Annotated in this window: 14 protein-coding genes and 1 tRNA gene; 10 read left to right on the plus strand and 5 right to left on the minus strand. The window is 44.8% G+C overall.

Annotated features, from left to right (window positions below; translation table 11 throughout):
* Nucleotides 1-409 precede the first annotated feature (409 nt).
* The 3 genes from VX941_03540 (at nt 410) to fumC (ending at nt 2731) form a co-directional block, all read left to right on the plus strand.
* Nucleotides 410-486, plus strand: a tRNA-Arg gene (locus tag VX941_03540).
* 167 nt (nt 487-653) lie between these two features.
* Nucleotides 654-920 carry a hypothetical protein gene (locus VX941_03545; protein ID MEE2932478.1) on the plus strand — a complete coding sequence of 89 codons (267 nt, stop codon included), beginning with the start codon at nt 654-656 and terminating at the stop codon, nt 918-920.
* A 413-nt stretch (nt 921-1333) separates the two neighbouring features.
* On the plus strand, nt 1334-2731 hold the full coding sequence (gene fumC, locus VX941_03550; GenBank protein ID MEE2932479.1) for a class II fumarate hydratase: 1398 nt from the start codon (nt 1334-1336) through the stop codon (nt 2729-2731).
* A gap of 83 nt (nt 2732-2814) precedes the next feature.
* Here fumC and VX941_03555 read toward each other — a convergent pair whose 3' ends face one another.
* Nucleotides 2815-4089, minus strand: coding sequence for a thermonuclease family protein (locus VX941_03555; GenBank protein ID MEE2932480.1), 1275 nt, complete (start codon nt 4087-4089; stop codon nt 2815-2817).
* A gap of 82 nt (nt 4090-4171) precedes the next feature.
* On the minus strand, nt 4172-5293 hold the full coding sequence (locus VX941_03560; GenBank protein ID MEE2932481.1) for a 3-hydroxyacyl-CoA dehydrogenase family protein: 1122 nt from the start codon (nt 5291-5293) through the stop codon (nt 4172-4174).
* Between the two features lie 552 nt (nt 5294-5845).
* Between VX941_03560 and VX941_03565 the strand changes: the two genes are divergently transcribed.
* Genes VX941_03565 through VX941_03580 form a run of 4 tightly spaced genes read left to right on the plus strand, consistent with a single transcriptional unit; the run spans nt 5846 to nt 10508 of the window.
* Nucleotides 5846-6763 carry an ABC transporter ATP-binding protein gene (locus VX941_03565; GenBank protein ID MEE2932482.1) on the plus strand — a complete coding sequence of 306 codons (918 nt, stop codon included), beginning with the start codon at nt 5846-5848 and terminating at the stop codon, nt 6761-6763.
* 10 nt (nt 6764-6773) lie between these two features.
* On the plus strand, nt 6774-7508 hold the full coding sequence (locus tag VX941_03570) for an ABC transporter permease (GenBank protein MEE2932483.1): 735 nt from the start codon (nt 6774-6776) through the stop codon (nt 7506-7508).
* A 12-nt stretch (nt 7509-7520) separates the two neighbouring features.
* Complete coding sequence (locus VX941_03575) at nt 7521-9572, plus strand: Gldg family protein (protein ID MEE2932484.1); 2052 nt, start codon at nt 7521-7523, stop codon at nt 9570-9572.
* 21 nt (nt 9573-9593) lie between these two features.
* Entirely contained in the window at nt 9594-10508 is a 915-nt protein-coding gene (locus tag VX941_03580; protein MEE2932485.1) for a cobalamin-binding protein, read from the plus strand.
* Nucleotides 10509-10517: 9 nt separating this feature from the next.
* Here VX941_03580 and metW read toward each other — a convergent pair whose 3' ends face one another.
* Both metW and VX941_03590 read right to left on the minus strand, forming a co-directional pair.
* Complete coding sequence (gene metW / locus VX941_03585) at nt 10518-11117, minus strand: methionine biosynthesis protein MetW (GenBank protein MEE2932486.1); 600 nt, start codon at nt 11115-11117, stop codon at nt 10518-10520.
* A 24-nt stretch (nt 11118-11141) separates the two neighbouring features.
* Nucleotides 11142-12317, minus strand: a complete 1176-nt coding sequence (locus VX941_03590) for a homoserine O-acetyltransferase (GenBank protein MEE2932487.1) — start codon at nt 12315-12317, stop codon at nt 11142-11144.
* 145 nt (nt 12318-12462) lie between these two features.
* Between VX941_03590 and pheA the strand changes: the two genes are divergently transcribed.
* Genes pheA through VX941_03605 form a run of 3 tightly spaced genes read left to right on the plus strand, consistent with a single transcriptional unit; the run spans nt 12463 to nt 15375 of the window.
* Nucleotides 12463-13332 (plus strand): chorismate mutase, encoded by an 870-nt coding sequence (gene pheA / locus VX941_03595; GenBank protein MEE2932488.1) that lies wholly within the window; start codon nt 12463-12465, stop codon nt 13330-13332.
* Entirely contained in the window at nt 13329-14423 is a 1095-nt protein-coding gene (gene hisC / locus VX941_03600) for a histidinol-phosphate transaminase (protein ID MEE2932489.1), read from the plus strand. Before pheA ends, hisC begins: the two co-directional genes overlap by 4 nt.
* Nucleotides 14416-15375, plus strand: coding sequence for a prephenate/arogenate dehydrogenase family protein (locus VX941_03605; protein MEE2932490.1), 960 nt, complete (start codon nt 14416-14418; stop codon nt 15373-15375). The genes hisC and VX941_03605 overlap by 8 nt, the downstream gene beginning before the upstream one ends.
* On the opposite strand, the gene VX941_03610 is transcribed toward VX941_03605, so the two are convergent.
* Nucleotides 15350-16405, minus strand: coding sequence for a DUF2125 domain-containing protein (locus tag VX941_03610; protein ID MEE2932491.1), 1056 nt, complete (start codon nt 16403-16405; stop codon nt 15350-15352). The two genes, VX941_03605 and VX941_03610, sit on opposite strands and share 26 nt — an antisense overlap.
* Between the last annotated feature and the right edge of the window lie 176 nt (nt 16406-16581).

Consider the following 16581-nt stretch of genomic DNA (forward strand, 5'->3'; position numbering starts at 1 on the left):
AAATTTTTTGATCGCCGCTATTTTTTCAGTCGACGGTGACGGTTCATTTCCTGATATCGGTCAACATCGAATACGTTCCGGCAATTCAGTCCATCAGTGGTGCTCAACCTTCTGGTTGAGTAACAAACCAATATTTTTTTTAATTAAGATTAACCTTCACCCAAAGTATCAGTTTTAAACTTTATTGTTACCAGTCTCTTTATTGTTTTCACAAAGCACGCACCGTACGTTCGAGCAAGGCGGTGTATTCTGGGTTGGTCGGAAAAGCTGAAAACAATTAAATCGAAACTTCTAGGTGACATTGCGTGAGCGCTGGGCTAATAAGTTTTACGCAGTTATAACCTTATATTTTTATCAAACCATGAGATTGAATAAAATGGCTCAGGGTGTTGCATTTCTTGAGTCCCAAGCGCCCGTAGCTCAACTGGATAGAGTACCTGACTACGGATCAGGGGGTTGGGGGTTCGAATCCTCCCGGGCGCGCCAAAATTTGTACCACCGCTGGGGTACGGGGTTGGTACTTTTATAGGCAATAGGTTAGGAAAGTATAATGCCAGTCGCATGGGTCAGGTCGCAAAATCAATGCGGTAGGGGCTTGAAACCAAACCTTTTAACACTACGTTCGTGGAATAAGCTACTTGGAGGGATTTCTGATGAACGCGTTTATCGTTAAGACTTGGAATTCGGTAATGAACGCACGGCATAATCCTTTACGGCACATTCCTGACGAAAATGTGCGGCATTTAATAATGCAAATTCTCGCTTGGATGTGGTGTACCGCATTTTCTATTTATATGGGCAGCATGTGGATTTTCGGCTTCACAGCTTTAGCGCATTTAGCCATTCTCGCAGCGGTAGCAATCACCGTTGCAACCTTCGAAGTTGCAAAGAGAAAACCAGACACCTTTATAAAAAAATAGCATCGCAAAGCACAACCAATAACACGACTGTTAATAGACGAAATTTGCCGCGATTTAATACGATCCACTGTGATAAATCGTTTGCTGGCCACGCCGCTGTTTTGACGAATAGCATGCCAAAGCTGTGAGGACTTAATGCAGTTTTCTGCATTTTTCATTCTACGTTCCACAGTGGTTAGACAAATGGATCCGCTTTCTTTTATTTAGGATTTTTCCCCTTTAAAAGCCCTAATGTGAATTAGAGTTTTGACAGTTAGGCATCAGTCTAAGTAAGCTGGGCAATATGGTCGACGAGTGTTAATAATGATAGTGTTGCCCTGACCTGGAAAAATTCACTCAACATTCGTGCACCTTACAATCTTGTCATTGTGTGCTCCTATTTTCCATGCGGGCAGAACAGAAAAGAGGTCAAAATGTCAAAAAGTCTTCGCATGGAATCTGACACTTTCGGAACTTTGGAAGTGCCTTCAGAGAAGTATTACGGCGCACAAACAGCACGCTCGCTAATAAACTTTCCTATAGGCCAGGAATTAATGCCAAGACCTCTAGTACACGCGCTAGGAGTCATTAAGCAAGCTGCTGCTCGAGTCAATAGAGCTCAAGGAAAACTTGATGCGGTTCGGGCCGAGGCGATTGACAAGGCCGCTGGTGAAATTGCTGATGGCTTATTAGATGACCATTTTCCCCTAGTAGTATGGCAGACCGGCTCCGGCACGCAAACAAACATGAATGCAAATGAAGTGGTTTCCAATAGGGCGATAGAAATTTTGGGTGGGGAAGTTGGAACGAAAGATCCCATTCACCCTAACGACCATTGTAATATGGGGCAATCGTCCAATGATACCTTTCCGACCGCAATGCATATTGCAGCAGCTAAAGAAGTGAATGAATCACTTATTCCTGCATTAGTGCATCTGAAAAAAACGCTAAATCGAAAAGTAACGGAATGGTCAGATATTGTTAAAATTGGTCGAACCCACACACAGGACGCTACACCACTCACTTTGGGACAGGAATTCAGTGGTTACGTCGCTCAATTGGAATTAGGTATCGAACGTGTATCGGCAGCTCGAGATGGATTATACCATTTAGCACAGGGCGGCACCGCCGTTGGCACCGGACTCAATTGTGCAATTGGTTTTGATGTGGATTTTGCCGCTGAGGTTTCCAAAATCACTGGACTTCCGTTTCGTACTGCAACCAATAAATTTGAAGCGCTGGCCGCAAATGATGCCTATGTGCACGCTCATGGCGCACTCAATACCGTTGCTGTGTCTTTATTTAAGATCGCTAACGATATACGGTTGCTCGGATCTGGTCCGCGATCTGGCCTCGGTGAATTATCACTTCCTGAGAATGAACCTGGTTCATCTATAATGCCGGGCAAGGTGAATCCTACACAAGCTGAAGCCATGACTATGGTCTGTACACAGATTCATGGAAACAACGCAACAATCTCATTCGCGGGCAGTCAAGGGCATTTTGAATTGAACGTTTATAAGCCGGTAATGGCCCTCGCAATGCTTCAGTCTATAGCCCTCTTATCAGATGCAGCTATAAGTTTTGCTGATCGCTGTGTGGCTGGGATTTCTGCCAATACAAGCAATATCACCAATTTGATGGAAAGATCTTTAATGCTGGTAACCGCGTTGGCGCCAGCTATAGGGTATGACAAAGCAGCCGAGATTGCAAAAACGGCTCACAGGAATGGCACTTCATTGAAGGAAGAAGCATTGAAACTTAACTACGTAACGGAGCAAGAATTTGAAAATCTTGTGCGGCCTGAAAAGATGATATCCCCTGGAGATTGAGTAAACCATTCAAAAATTCACAAACTTTGTGTGATTTTCAGAATTTATCCGAAGGTGCATTTTTTGCCAAACTGTTGGGTAATTCAGAATTCCTGGCTATCATCAAACTTGTCGGTATCGACACCAAAAATGCGTTGGAAAAATGACCCCGCCCCGCGTGACATTGGCGCGGCCTCATTGGTAAGCTCCGCATTATCAACTAGATCCTCCTTCACAGCATTAATTTCCGAGGCCTCTTGGAGAGCAGTATTTTCCTCGGCAACTAAAGACTGCCTTTTGAGATTTTTCTTCCCACGCGCTCTTGATGGTGCAGTAGGCCTCAACGGTTTGCCACTGAGATGAACCTTTTTCGTTTTAACTGCATTTGATTGGAGTTCTTTAGAAGTACTTTTTGGACTAGCCGCTTGCTGCTTCCCAGTTTTCTTTTTACTCAGCCCTTTAATTATCTTTTTGCTGCTTTCCCTTCCGTATAAACCTATACTATTACTCTTACCTTTCGGGGATGCCGCAGAGGATGTTTTTGGCACAATGGCAGCTTGAGGTTCTTCTATGAGTCCATTGGCTTTTTTCTTCTCTAGCTTATTGTTACCCTTACGTTCGAGCGGAACAGCCGCATCATCGGCGCCCGAAAAATATTCCCCCGCCCACAGACCACGAACAGACTGCTTGGCGTCCTCTTGATCGACTCTGTAACGATCCGATTGAGAAATAAGAGCCCTTGCGTAACCCGTGCGTACAAGCGATTCTCCAATGTCATGCTCACCTGAGTAACAGGTAGCAACCTTTACCCCTGTTTTTCTGTCCTTGGTTTTTTCCACATCACAAGACAGGTAGGCACCATCGGCAATCCGAATCAGCTCAGCCCAAGCAACCACGCCACACCGCATCCTAGCTCCATTAATCTTGCAAATCTGATCTAGTTGAGGAGCATGAATACCAAACAGACGAATAGTTTTACCTTTGATAAGAATGAGGTTCGCGGACAGTACCTGTGCAAGGCCATTTATTTCCTTGTTCGCGGCCATCGCCGTTGAAAAAAGATACAATAAAGCCCACAAAGAGACTATAAATAGCACTGTACCAATAAGAAATGGCCTTTGGCGAACGATCGGCATCAACACTCCCGACAAGCAAATCTTAAAACAATTCAGTGGATCTGATTCCTTTTTATTGTACATAGCACGATCCGAACTATTTGGTGCGTCCTGAAATAAAAAACTTTCTTCATTCCCTTTTGGGTTCTTCTCCACCTTTCGAAAAATGGTTGGACCTCTCACCCTCAAAATTGCTGTCGCAGGTAGCGCCGTCACAACAAGGAGAGTGATTATTCTTGCAATGGATGCATTGAGCATGCCCATGAACATAATCTATAGGTGTCTCACGACCACAGAAGGGACACAACATTGACCGAACACCTTGCATTACACGGTTTTATTCCAATCAAAGAATGTATGCACTATTTGATTTGGTCAATTCTCCGATTTTAGACAATGAAACCGGCATTGCTGTATCATATTTTTCCGCAAAAGGTTTCAGAATCCGCTCAACTTCAAGGGTGCCAAGCCGATCCATTAAAATACATGGTGGCTTGCCGAATTTTAACGCAAGCTGCGCGCCCATGTCGATGTCAGCTGGACTTGCAACCTCCTCATCAAGGGCCTGCAAAATAGGTAGAAAGGTAGCGCCGAGAAGCCGATCAGAGATAACACTGTCGCGCTCAGGCTCAGGTGCACTTTTAAGTTCATCTATTAACCAAATCTCACCACTTAAACCCTTTTCCTCAACTGATTTGGCTAAGCTGTAGAAAGGCCCAAGCTGGGCCAGATTATTCTGAGCATGCGACATAACCTGCATTCCAACTAAATTCATAACGACAAAAGGCCCCGCAGCCGCACCTAAAACATCACTGGCTACACGATCAATTTCAGCGGGTGAACCAGCCTCTTCATCGAAGAGACGAGCTGCCTCATTGGCGTAGGGACAGAAAAACCGGTTAAGCGCAAATCCATTACTGTCTTTGCAAAGGACGGGCTTTTTGTTTGTTTGATTACAAAATTCAACTATGGAGTCCACTACTTCGGGTGCCGTCTTCGCTCCCTTAACAACTTCAACAATAGGACTAATTGTAGGAGGATTAAAATAATGAATACCAATAAAGTTTTGTGGCTTAGCAACAGCCTTAGCAAGGGTGCTTACTCGCAAACAACTTGTATTGGTGCCAAGAATAACTTCATCCTTAAGAATAGGTATGACCATATCGTATAGCTGCATTTTGACATCCATACGCTCGAAGATTGCTTCAATGACTAGATCGCAATCAGCGAGCGTTTGAAAATCTTTAGAATAACTCAGTCTTGCAAGCGCTGCTTCGCTGGCAGAAAGATCCATCCGTTGTGTTTCAACATTGCGCGCGTAAAATCTCTCGGCTGCTCTTTGTGCTCGATAAAGTGTTTCTGATGAAATATCAACTTGCTGAACATAAAAACCATGCCCTGCTATGTTGGTAGCTATGCCGGAACCCATGGTGCCCGCACCAATAACACCTATTCGCCCAAATGGCATAATCCATCTCCTTCGTTCGATAATAATTGCACTCACCTTGCGTTATGCTAGCCGTCAAATTTCGCACTCGCAAGATAATTGCTGCAACGCAAAAGCTTTTAACGACATACATATAGCCCTATATGCAAAGACGGCTTTTGTGATTGGAAAAGAGTTCACAAAAGCCAACGTTTATTAATATGCAGCAATTCTAATGTTCTCTGTCTCGTAATTTCAATCAAGATGCTCCCATTTTAACGACATTCCTCACAGCCTATGATACCTCGGTTCTAACCAATATTTTGCATTTTTCAGGTGTAAAGCCACTTTTCGAGTAGCAGATTGTAGAGCCCGATATTCTTCAGTTACAGCTCCCAACAGTACCATTCTTTAAGTTAAGTCTTAATTTTTGTTGTAAGGCCGTTGAGGTTAGCCTTGGAATTGCCTAATTCGTTACCCAAATGTTATTATGGTATAGGCTTTCTTCTTCAATGACGTATGCCAATAGATGTTATCCATGAGTTCCTGTGTCTAATGTAAACAGGGTAAGTTTGTTTTGGAGGTATCCACTTTATGATCGAGGTCAAAGGCCTTAGCAAAAGATTTGGCGATACGCTCGCTGTCGATGATATATCTTTCAACTTGTCAAAGGGCGAAGTTCTTGGGTTTCTTGGTCCCAACGGCGCAGGCAAATCAACAACTATGAAAATGATTTCAGGGTTCCTCTCACCAACCAGTGGAACAGCGCTAATAAATGGCTATGACGTCCGCAACAAGCCAATAGAGGTGAAACGTGCAATAGGATACCTGCCGGAGGGAGCCCCGATGTGGGCAGATATGTCGGTTTGGGGATTTTTAAAATTTATCAGTGCAGTGCGCGGATTTAAAAGTGATGATGCTGAAAATAAAGTTCAAAAAGCAGCAGCACTTACACAACTTAATGATGTGCTTATGCAGCCCATAGAAACTCTATCAAAAGGCTTCAAACGTCGTGTAGGGTTAGCGCAAGCCATGCTGCACGATCCCGAAATTCTAATCCTAGATGAACCAACTGACGGCCTTGATCCCAATCAAAAACACCAAGTTCGAAAGTTGATACAAAAAATGGCACATGAGAAAGCAATCATAATCTCAACTCATATTCTTGAGGAGGTAGAAGCAGTCTGCACAAGGGCCATGATAATTGCTAAAGGCAAGTTGCTCACCGACGCAACGCCAAGAGAACTCCTCAAGAAATCAAGACATTACAATGCTGTTTCAATCGCTGTACCCAACATCGAAAAGGCGCAAAAAGTATTGGAGGAGCTCGACTCAGTCCGAAGAGTACAACCAATCGGTGAGAATTGGTTGATTGCCTATCCAAAAAACAAAGAGCCAATTAACGAGGAGGTTGCTCAAGCACTCCGTTCTGCGCGGCTTAAGATAAATGAAATCCGCACAGAGAGCGGTCGTCTTGATGACGTTTTTCGAACCATTACGCGACAGAGTTGAGTCCAAAATTATGAGAACCACAACAACGATCTTTAAACGTGAGATGGCAGGCTACTTCGCCACTCCACTAGCCTATATTTTTATTGTTATATTTCTAGTTTTAGCGGGAATACTAACGATATTTGTCGGAAATTTTGTTGGACAAGGGCACGCTGGATTGCAATCATTTTTTGGCTTGCATCCATGGTTTTACCTTTTCCTAATACCCGCTTTGTCTATGCGCTTATGGGCAGAAGAGCGCAAAACCGGCACACTTGAACTTACTATGACACTACCCATACGCTTGCGTGAGGCCGTTGTGGGGAAGTTCGCTGCAGCGTGGTGTTTTGCGGGTATCGCGCTAGCCCTTACTTTTCCTTTTTGGATTACGGTCAATTATTTAGGAGATCCCGACAACGGCGTAATTTTGGCCAGTTACCTTGGAAGCTGGTTAATGGCGGGCTCATATCTTGCCGTTGGAGCTTTCATCTCCGCTACAACACGCAATCAAGTAATTGCCTTCGTTGTTACAGTAACCGTGTGTTTCTTTTTCGTAGTTATGGGCTCAACTATAGTCATAGATTTCGTAAGTGGCTGGGCAAATGATGAATTTCTAGAGTTTGTCAGATATATTAGCATTCTTAATCACTTCGCCGGCATTTCCAAAGGAGTATTAGACCTCCGAAGTGTGCTTTTCTTTATAAGTATTATTGGACTATTTCTAACCCTAAATGCGATCGTAATCGATCGTGTCCGGTCAAATTAACGAGAGTTTTAAATGTTACGGAAAGTTTTCAAGCATCAACATGGATGGATCTTATCGGGGGGCTCCGTTTTAGTTCTCTTTGCCTTGGTCAATTTCTTAGCTGCACCCATTTCTGGTACACGCCTCGACCTCACTGAAGAACGTCTGCACACGCTATCTGACGGCACACGCAACATGTTGGGTGACCTAGAAAACAAGGTTACTTTGAATTTTTATTTCTCCAAGGAGTTAAGTAGCGCAGCACCTGCATTCGGAAACTATGCTAAGCGGGTTCGCGACATGCTTAACGAAATGAAACTCGCCGGTGGAGGGAAAGTCGTGATCAAAGAGCAGGACCCCGTTGCGTTTTCTGAAATCGAAGACGAAGCCGTTGAGGCTGGGCTGCAGGGCGCACCATTGGATCAATCCGGCGATCAGGCATATTTTGGGCTTCAAGTTAAATCGGGAGAGGAAAGCTCGGTTATTCCCTTCTTTCAATCGCAGCGCGAAAAGTTCCTCGAATATGATTTAGCGCGAATGATCCATGCAGTCTCAAGCTCAAATAAGAAAATAATAACAATCTATACTGGTCGCCCTCTGTTCGGCGACATGCGGCGTATGATGGCAGGCCTGCCAACTGAGGCGTATCGAATAGTGCCGGAGTTAAGAAAACGATTTGAAGTTAACCATATGTTCAGCCTCCGAGATTTACCTTTCGAAAAGCCGGATGTTCTGATAATCGTCCATCCACTCAAACTTGAAATGGATGAAAAATACGAACTTGATCAATTTCTGCTCAGAGGTGGCAAAGCCATCTTCATTTTAGATCCCTTTAATGAGACAGCAGCCGGCACTTCAATGCCGCAAGGACAAAAACCAACTCTTAATTCAGTCTCTAATGTGCAAGAGTTTCTCGACCGTTGGGGCATCACTATTTCCGGTCAATTTATAGCTGCTGATCGTTCCATTGCACGCATGGTTAATGCGGGTACAACGACACGTATCCTCCCAGCCCCCTTCGTAACGTGGTTAGCCGTTCCAGCTAGCCTTATGTCGCGCAATGACCCAGTAACGTCAGAACTGCGATTATTAAATCTCCAAAGCGCGGGGATTATTGATGTTACAAAGATTCCTGGTATAGAGGTAGAACCTTTGGTCCGCACAACAAAAGACAGTCAAAAGGTCGATGTCAAAACACATAAGGGCCGCGTGGACGTTGAAAGTATGGCAGCTAATTTCAAACCAAGTGGAAAAGAATTGATACTTGCGACCCGCATATCAGGAAAATTCGCATCGATTTTCCCAGATGGCCCTCCGGAAATAGTCGAGGACAAAGTAAAAAAAAATAAGTTAGGGAATACTTCAAAACCGGCACCTACTGCGAAAGATACTAATGTAGAAGCTAAAACTGCCGCGGAAGAAGAAGAAAAAAAACGAGATCGCGAGAAAAAAATCGCGTCTCATTTAAAAACCTCTGAAAAACCGTTCAATGTTCTTCTAGTTTCTGATGCCGATTTTTTAGAAAATCATTTTTGGGTGCAGGTACGACAGTTTCTTGGCCAGAATGTCTTGGTGCCAACCTCAAATAATGCCGATTTTGTTATAAATGCCGTAGATCACTTTACCGGCAACGCTGACCTGATTAGTTTGCGATCTCGCGGCACCACTCGCAGGCCTTTTTCAAAAGTAAATGAGATTCGAAGAGAAGCTGAGATTAAGTATCGTAAAGCCGAGCAAAATTTAGCCAGCAAGCTTAAAATGACAGAAAAGAAACTTGGGGAATTACGTGACAGGCAGGATGAAAAAACAGAGACTAATAATTCAGACAGAAAAAAGACAATAGAAATAGAAATCAAACAAGCACTTAACGAGCTAATTGTCACCCGCAAGGAGCTTCGCAATGTCAGGCTGAAATTGAATGAAGATATAAGTAGACTAGAAACTTGGATACGATTCGCCAACATAGCTTTTATGCCAATCCTAGTGGGAACCTTCGCAGTGGGTCTTGGAGTTTATCGCACCCGGCGTAGGCGAAAAAATCTGGGCACAGACGATAATATGAATCAGAAATATGCGTTCAATTGAAAATAGTAAGTACACGATAAAATGGCACGCATCGCCAGCCTTACGCCTAATGCCACAGAAATTACCGCAGCACTAGGTGCATTGAGCCAATTAGTGGTGCGCAGCCACGCGTGCGACTATCCACGATCAGTCTGCAGTCTTCCAGTCTGTACAAAAGTTAATATTGATACAACCGTGCCATCGAGCGATATCGACCAGAGTATAAAAGATCTTCTGTCCAGCGCCTTTTCGATCTACGAGATTGATGTGCCTTTGCTTAAAGCCGCCGCACCAGACATCATACTTACGCAATCGCAGTGCGATGTATGTGCCGTAAGCGAAGCTGAACTATCTGGTGTTCTGGGCGATTGGTTTCACCATGGTGTTGACGTTGTTTCACTGAAATCAAATCAACTTACAGATATTTGGCAGGATATAAAAAACATAGCTGAAGTTATTGATGCTAATGACAGGGGCCGCGAACTAATCTCGAAAATCAGAGTGAACATGTCTACCATAGATAAGAAATGTGCTGCTCTCCAATCACGGCCCAGAGTGGTATGCATAGAGTGGATAGCTCCCCTCATGGCTGCTGGCAATTGGATTCCAGAACTGGTCGCTATGGCGGGAGGAATTAATCTGTTTGGTGAGATTGGCATTCATTCTCCATGGATGGATTGGGAAGAACTAAAAAATTCGGATCCAGATGTAATAATAGTGATGCCTTGCGGATTTGACCTGAAACGCTGTCGTGCAGAAATGTTTACGTTAGCCAATTTTCCTGGCTGGCACGAACTATCATGTGTCAAAGCGGGTGACGTATACTTGGCTGATGGAAATCAATACTTCAATAGATCCGGGCCTAGAATATCACAATCATTGGAAATCATTGCAGAAATACTGCACCCTCACGAGTTTGAACCTAAATACAAGGGTAGTGGCTGGGAGCGATATTGAGATAACTAATTAACGCTTCTTCAACACGAACATTGCCTGAGGAGCCAATAAGTTGGCCCGCAACGCGCAAGCAGAATACCCTAACGGTAAGCCGTTAGCACCCAAGGCAACAGCTTCTTCGATTTCTGCTTCAATATCCTCACATAGATTCAAAAAATCATGAATTGTACAAAGGTGAATGTTAGGTGTGTCGTACCAATTATCTGGCAGATTGCCAGTTATCGGCATCCGTCCGCCTAAAGCTAGACTCCATCGAACGCCCAAGTGTCCAAAGTTAGGAAATGATAGGATCGCCTTATTTCCTATCCGAATAAGGTTTTCCAATACCTCACGAGGACGGCGTGTTGCTTGAAGGGTTTGGCTCAATACAACAAAATCAAAGGCATCATCCGGGTATGCCTCTAGATCAGTGTCTGCATCGCCTTGGATCACTGACAACCCGTTGCTAACGCACTCCCTCACGCCCGCCATACTAAGTTCAATCCCGCGACCATCAACTCGTTTATCGCTCTTTAGAAAGCCAAGTAATGATCCGTCACCACACCCTACATCAAGTACTCGGCTTTCAGGCGGGATGGTATCAGCAATTAAACGGAGATCACTACGCATATAATTAGACATCATGATATTTATCTACCGATCCGGTCGCCCCAAGCCACGCTGCTCAGCGCACGAGTCAATAAAACCTCTTGCTACGCGCCGAAATTCTGGTTCGTCGAGTAGAAAAGCATCATGGCCTTGATCACTTTCAATCTCGACAAAGCTAACGTCAGCTGCAACGGCATTTAACGCATGCACGATAGCTCTGTTCTCTGCTGTAGGGAATAACCAGTCGCTGCTAAAAGAAACGATACAAAATCTTGCTTTGACGCCGTCAAAAGCGGCCGCCAACGACCCCCCGTATTCAGCAGCTAAATCAAAATAATCCATCGCTCGTGTTATATACAAATAAGAATTCGCATCGAAACGTTCCACGAATGTGCTTCCCTGATGCCGGAGATAGCTTTCAACCTGAAAATCAGCGTCAAAACCGTAGGACGGCTGAGCGCGATTCTGGAGATTACGACCAAACTTGCGATGGAGAGCCGCCTCGGACAAATAAGTGATATGCGCAGTCATACGAGCCACACCAAGCCCCCGTCTGGGAACTGAACCGTGTTCCATATAATTACCGCCATGCCAATCCGGATCCGCTAAAATTGCCTGCCGGCCTACCTCATGAAAGGCAATATTCTGCGCCGTGTGCCTTGCTGCACCTGCGATAGGCATAGCGGAAAAAACATTATCCTTATAACGGGAGGCCCATTCAAGCACCTGCATCGCGCCCATGGAACCACCCACAACACAGAAAAGCTGGTCAACACCTAATTGCTCGATCACAAGTTTTTGCGCTCGGACCATGTCGGCAATTGTAATAACCGGAAATTCAAGGCCGTAAGGTCGGTTGGTTTTTGGATCTATTTCTTTGGGGCCGGCACTGCCCATGCAGCCACCTAATGCATTTATGCAAATTACAAAAAATCGTTCAGTGTCGATTGGCTTGCCAGCCCCCACCATGTCATCCCACCAACCCGGCTTCCCAGTCACGGGGTGTTCACTCGCAACGTACTGATCCCCGGTTAATGCGTGACAAATAAGAATTACATTCGACTTTTCAGCATTCATAACACCATAAGTTTGATATGCAATATCGAATGGACCGAATTGAGTCCCATTATCCAAGCTCATAGGTTGTGTATCACCAAGCGTGATGGTAAACCCGCTGGCATTTGTGACTAGATGTCGCGACTTTTGGTCGCCTGTTAGCATTCTTTTATCCTTATACGAAATAGCTTATTTCTATAAATATCCATTAATAGCCCGGGATATTGGGCCTGCCACAGTGAGTGTCAATGTTTTCTTTGATTTATCTGCGCGGAGGGACTACTAGTAGCGCCGCTTGAGGATGAAAAAAATGCCGAATAAAGTAGAGAAACGAGAGACCTTAGACGAGCTGAGGGCTGAAATAGATGATATTGACTGTAAAGTCCATGACCTGCTTATGGATCGAGCTAATTTGGTAACACGCATCAAAGAAGTGAAGAGCTTAGAATCCATAGCAACTGTGCGACCTGGGCGGGAAGCTTATATTCTACGTCGCCTTATGACTCGACACCGCGGTAATTTTCCAAAAGTCGCAGTCGCACGAATCTGGCGCGAAATAATTGCGGGAATCACACGCATGGAAATGCCCACTTACAAGGTGGCAGTCTATGTAACGGATAAAAATCAAACTTATTGGGATTTAGCTCGTGATCAGTTTGGCGTTGGAACAACTATGCAGCACTTCGCTCACATCAAGGTAGTGTTAAACAGCGTTGCATCCGGTCAGGCTACTATTGGTGTCGTCCCAACACCCAGTGATGACTCAACAGACCCATGGTGGATAAGCCTAATGGTACCAGACGGATTGAAAATCGTCTATAAACTTCCCTTTTTCAAGGGAACGAACGTACGCAATAATCCCGATGAGGCTGCTACTGCCTTTGCGGTAGGGCGCATTCTACCAGATACAACTAAAGATGACCGCACCTTACTCGTAATAGCAACGGAAGAACCACTCAGTAGGTCTGCAGTTTGTGACCTTACAATGCGTGTTGGCCTTAATTCGTCACTGCTAACTTCCTCCCAGCAAGGGGATTGGTATCACTTGGTTGAGATCAGCAGCTTTATCACTGAAATTGATGCCCGGATTGAACATTTGAACAAAATTAGTGAAATACTAAGAATCGCAATAATTGGATCTTATGCCGAGCCCCTCCCTGCATTTGGTAATGAAAAATGAAGCTTCCTAAGCCCAGAGCCGGTATTCTTGACGTAGCACCCTACGTTGGAGGACGTCACAGCGTTGATGGCTTTGAAAAAGTGATTCTACTTGCGTCGAATGAAACGCCGCTTGGAGCAAGCCCGAATGCGATTAATGCCTACAGAAATGCAGCTAAGAATATGCACCGTTACTGCGACGGCCACGCAATAGGCTTACGCGAATCCATAGGAAATCGATTTTGCTGTGATCCAGCTCGGATCGTCTGTGGTGCAGGCTCTGATGAAATTATTCAAATGTTGATACGGGCCTACGCCGGGCCTGGAGAAGAGTTAATATTCAGCAAACACGGCTTTTCAATTTATCCAATCTTCGCAATCGGGGCAGGCGTGAAACCTGTGGCTGCCGACGAAACCCATTTTACCGCAGATACAGATAAGATTTTATCAAAAGTGACCGACCGAACTCGCCTTGTATTTCTTGCAAACCCCAACAATCCAACAGGGACTTATATTACTAAAAATTCATTGGTCAAGTTAAGAGAGAGACTCCGAGAGGACATACTCCTTGTCCTTGACGGTGCCTATGCTGAGTATGTTACTCGCACCGATTACACTGCCGGTATTGAGCTTGTGGAACAGAATGAAAATATTGTCATAACACGAACTTGCTCTAAAATATTTGGACTTGCTGCATTGAGATTGGGCTGGGCCTATTGTCCGCCTGCTGTGGCCGATGTACTTAATCGCATTAGAAGCCCATTTAATGTAAACGGCCCGGCTCAAGCGGCAGGGATTGCTGCAATGGAAGATCAAGCCCACACAGAGAGGTCGCTTGCTCACAATGAGGAGTGGCTACCTTGGTTAAGTAATAGCCTAACTGAGCTAGGCCTCGATATTGTACCATCAGCAGCAAACTTTGTACTAGCGAGTTTTGGCAGTAAAAACGTTGCTGAAACTGTTTATCAAGGTCTACTTAACGGTGGTATAATAACGCGTCACATGACCAGTTATCATCTCCCTCACTGCCTTCGTATTTCAGTGGGCCTAGAGGACGACAATAAAGCCCTAGTCAACTCCTTGAAGGATTTAGTTGGTAAGAAGAATGGATAGTGCTGACAAACCATTTTTTAACAAAGTGGCCGTTCTCGGTCTTGGGCTCATTGGATCGTCATTGTGCCTTTTAATGAAACAAGAAGGTTTGGCCGGTACTATTGCTGGTAATGCCCGGTCACAAACCACCTTAGATACGGCACTTGAGATTGGTTTTATCGATAGCGCACATTCCCTACCTTCTGATGCGGTCGAAGATGCCGATTTAATTGTACTGGCTACCCCCGTCGGGGCTAATAAAAAGATAGCGAAGGCTATATGCCAATCATTGAAGCCAGGAGCGATCATAACCGATGTTGGTTCAGTAAAGGTAGCTGTTATTCGCGATGTAGCACCGTGCCTACCAAAAGGCGTTCATTTCGTGCCAGGACACCCCGTTGCTGGAACCGAACATTCTGGGCCTACATCAGGTTTCCCTGAATTATTTGCAAATCGATATTGTATATTAACACCACCCGAGGAGACTGACCCCAAATCAGTCGCCCTAATTAGAGCGTTATGGGAAACGGCTGGCAGCATAGTTGAAATTATGGATGCAGCGCACCACGACCGTGTCCTTGCCATCACTTCACATCTGCCCCACTTAATTGCATATACTATAGTTGGAACAGCAAGCGATCTCGAAGGACAACTACGCAAAAAAAAATCATCTAATGGTCCCGAAGAGAAAACAGAAGAGGTTATAAAATTCTCAGCAGGCGGTTTCCGCGATTTCACTAGAATAGCGGCCTCAGATCCCATAATGTGGCGCGATATTTTTCTTAATAATAAAGATGCAGTCCTTGAATTACTTGGACGCTTCATTGAGGACCTCACAGCAATGCAACGTGCAATACGATGGGAAGAGGGAGAAACGCTTGAGAGCACCTTTCGGCGTAGGCGAAAAATCCGTCGTGATATAATAGAAATGGGCCAGGCTGGATCGTTCAATCCGAACGAGACGGAAGTTTAATCGGCTTAAGTTTTAGTAGTTTGAATGGACCGATCCGAAGCTCCCCATTGCGAGTAGTAAGGGGTACCGACAAAATCTTTTCTCCATCTTTTGGCGACGTCTTGGCCAAAACCGTCAGCGCGACACGCATTGCTGCTGCAGCATCTGGCTCCACGATCTTTGATTGCTCGAGGGCACTCAGTGTTTCCGAGAATCCCCGTATATCCGATGTTATGGAAACCACGGGCCGAAGCTGTGGATCAAGCCCGACTGACCCGCGACCCCGTAAGAACAGTGGGGCCGACATAATGTCAAACCAACTAATATCTACTAAACCGCCAGCTGTCTGCCATTTCTGTAAAGCTTCGTGAGTAAATGCACTTAACGATGCATTTCTAAAATCTGCTACGAATTGTATTTGCCGAGTCTTTCCTCCAATTTGTACCTTCTGGCCCTCGGGAACTTCCAAGTTTTCAACTTGTGAAAAGAGTGAAACCCACGTCTTGCCCACGCCAATCTCTCGCGTTTCCGGTTGTGTCAAATTAAGCTGCATTCTACCTGCTGACGCTAAAAGATCTTTTGCACCATTAAACAATCGAGAAGTTTCGACATCAATGCGGCTCCCCGCCAGTCTCCCATTAGTAAAAAAGCGAACCAGTATTGAAGTTTCGTTTGGTTCATATGTCAGGGGCACCCCAAACCCTGATCGTGAGATATCAAAACGATGTGTCCCTGGCAATGTGATCCTATACTTCCAAAAATCCCATGGCTGCATTTCAATGATTGCTTCAGATCCTTCCCATCGAACCTGTTTGAGTGCGGTCCGCAGAGACGGGTTCTTTATCTTAAGCCGAACTAAGTGAGGGAACCCGTCTAAGATTACATCGGAAAATGCGAAAAAGTGTCCCTGCGTCAGACAAACTTTCACAACATTCGAGAATTTCTCCTTTGCCTTGCCTGCCGCATAATACCAATACGCAGAATAGCCAGCCGCAATCACCGATAAAAGTAGAAATGGGCCTAAAAAAGTGCGGTTGGAAATTTTAAACATTAGCCGGATTGTCCCCTCCATATGTGAAAACTATTTTTTCATTACCAAATTTACCAGGATAAGACTTTAGGCCGTGTTTTCAGGAGACTTGCTGAAGTACCTCGATAAGAACGACCCCTAACAGTATTTTGGAAATTATGCTCAATAATGTTACATGTCAGATCATTTTGTTCGAA

This window comes from Pseudomonadota bacterium (genome assembly GCA_036339585.1).
In the GTDB taxonomy this organism is placed as follows: domain Bacteria; phylum Pseudomonadota; class Alphaproteobacteria; order UBA8366; family UBA8366; genus UBA8366.

Excerpts from the sequence above, each read along its gene's own strand:
- VX941_03580 (MEE2932485.1), top strand. The coding sequence starts at position 9,594 with ATGGCACGCATCGCCAGCCTTACGCCTAATGCCACAGAAATTACCGCA.
- VX941_03560 (MEE2932481.1), bottom strand. The coding sequence starts at position 5,293 with ATGCCATTTGGGCGAATAGGTGTTATTGGTGCGGGCACCATGGGTTCC.
- metW (MEE2932486.1), bottom strand. The coding sequence starts at position 11,117 with ATGCGTAGTGATCTCCGTTTAATTGCTGATACCATCCCGCCTGAAAGC.
- VX941_03565 (MEE2932482.1), top strand. The coding sequence starts at position 5,846 with ATGATCGAGGTCAAAGGCCTTAGCAAAAGATTTGGCGATACGCTCGCT.
- VX941_03590 (MEE2932487.1), bottom strand. The coding sequence starts at position 12,317 with ATGCTAACAGGCGACCAAAAGTCGCGACATCTAGTCACAAATGCCAGC.
- VX941_03575 (MEE2932484.1), top strand. The coding sequence starts at position 7,521 with ATGTTACGGAAAGTTTTCAAGCATCAACATGGATGGATCTTATCGGGG.
- hisC (MEE2932489.1), top strand. The coding sequence starts at position 13,329 with ATGAAGCTTCCTAAGCCCAGAGCCGGTATTCTTGACGTAGCACCCTAC.
- pheA (MEE2932488.1), top strand. The coding sequence starts at position 12,463 with ATGCCGAATAAAGTAGAGAAACGAGAGACCTTAGACGAGCTGAGGGCT.
- VX941_03570 (MEE2932483.1), top strand. The coding sequence starts at position 6,774 with ATGAGAACCACAACAACGATCTTTAAACGTGAGATGGCAGGCTACTTC.
- VX941_03545 (MEE2932478.1), top strand. The coding sequence starts at position 654 with ATGAACGCGTTTATCGTTAAGACTTGGAATTCGGTAATGAACGCACGG.
- VX941_03605 (MEE2932490.1), top strand. The coding sequence starts at position 14,416 with ATGGATAGTGCTGACAAACCATTTTTTAACAAAGTGGCCGTTCTCGGT.
- VX941_03610 (MEE2932491.1), bottom strand. The coding sequence starts at position 16,405 with ATGTTTAAAATTTCCAACCGCACTTTTTTAGGCCCATTTCTACTTTTA.
- fumC (MEE2932479.1), top strand. The coding sequence starts at position 1,334 with ATGTCAAAAAGTCTTCGCATGGAATCTGACACTTTCGGAACTTTGGAA.
- VX941_03555 (MEE2932480.1), bottom strand. The coding sequence starts at position 4,089 with ATGGGCATGCTCAATGCATCCATTGCAAGAATAATCACTCTCCTTGTT.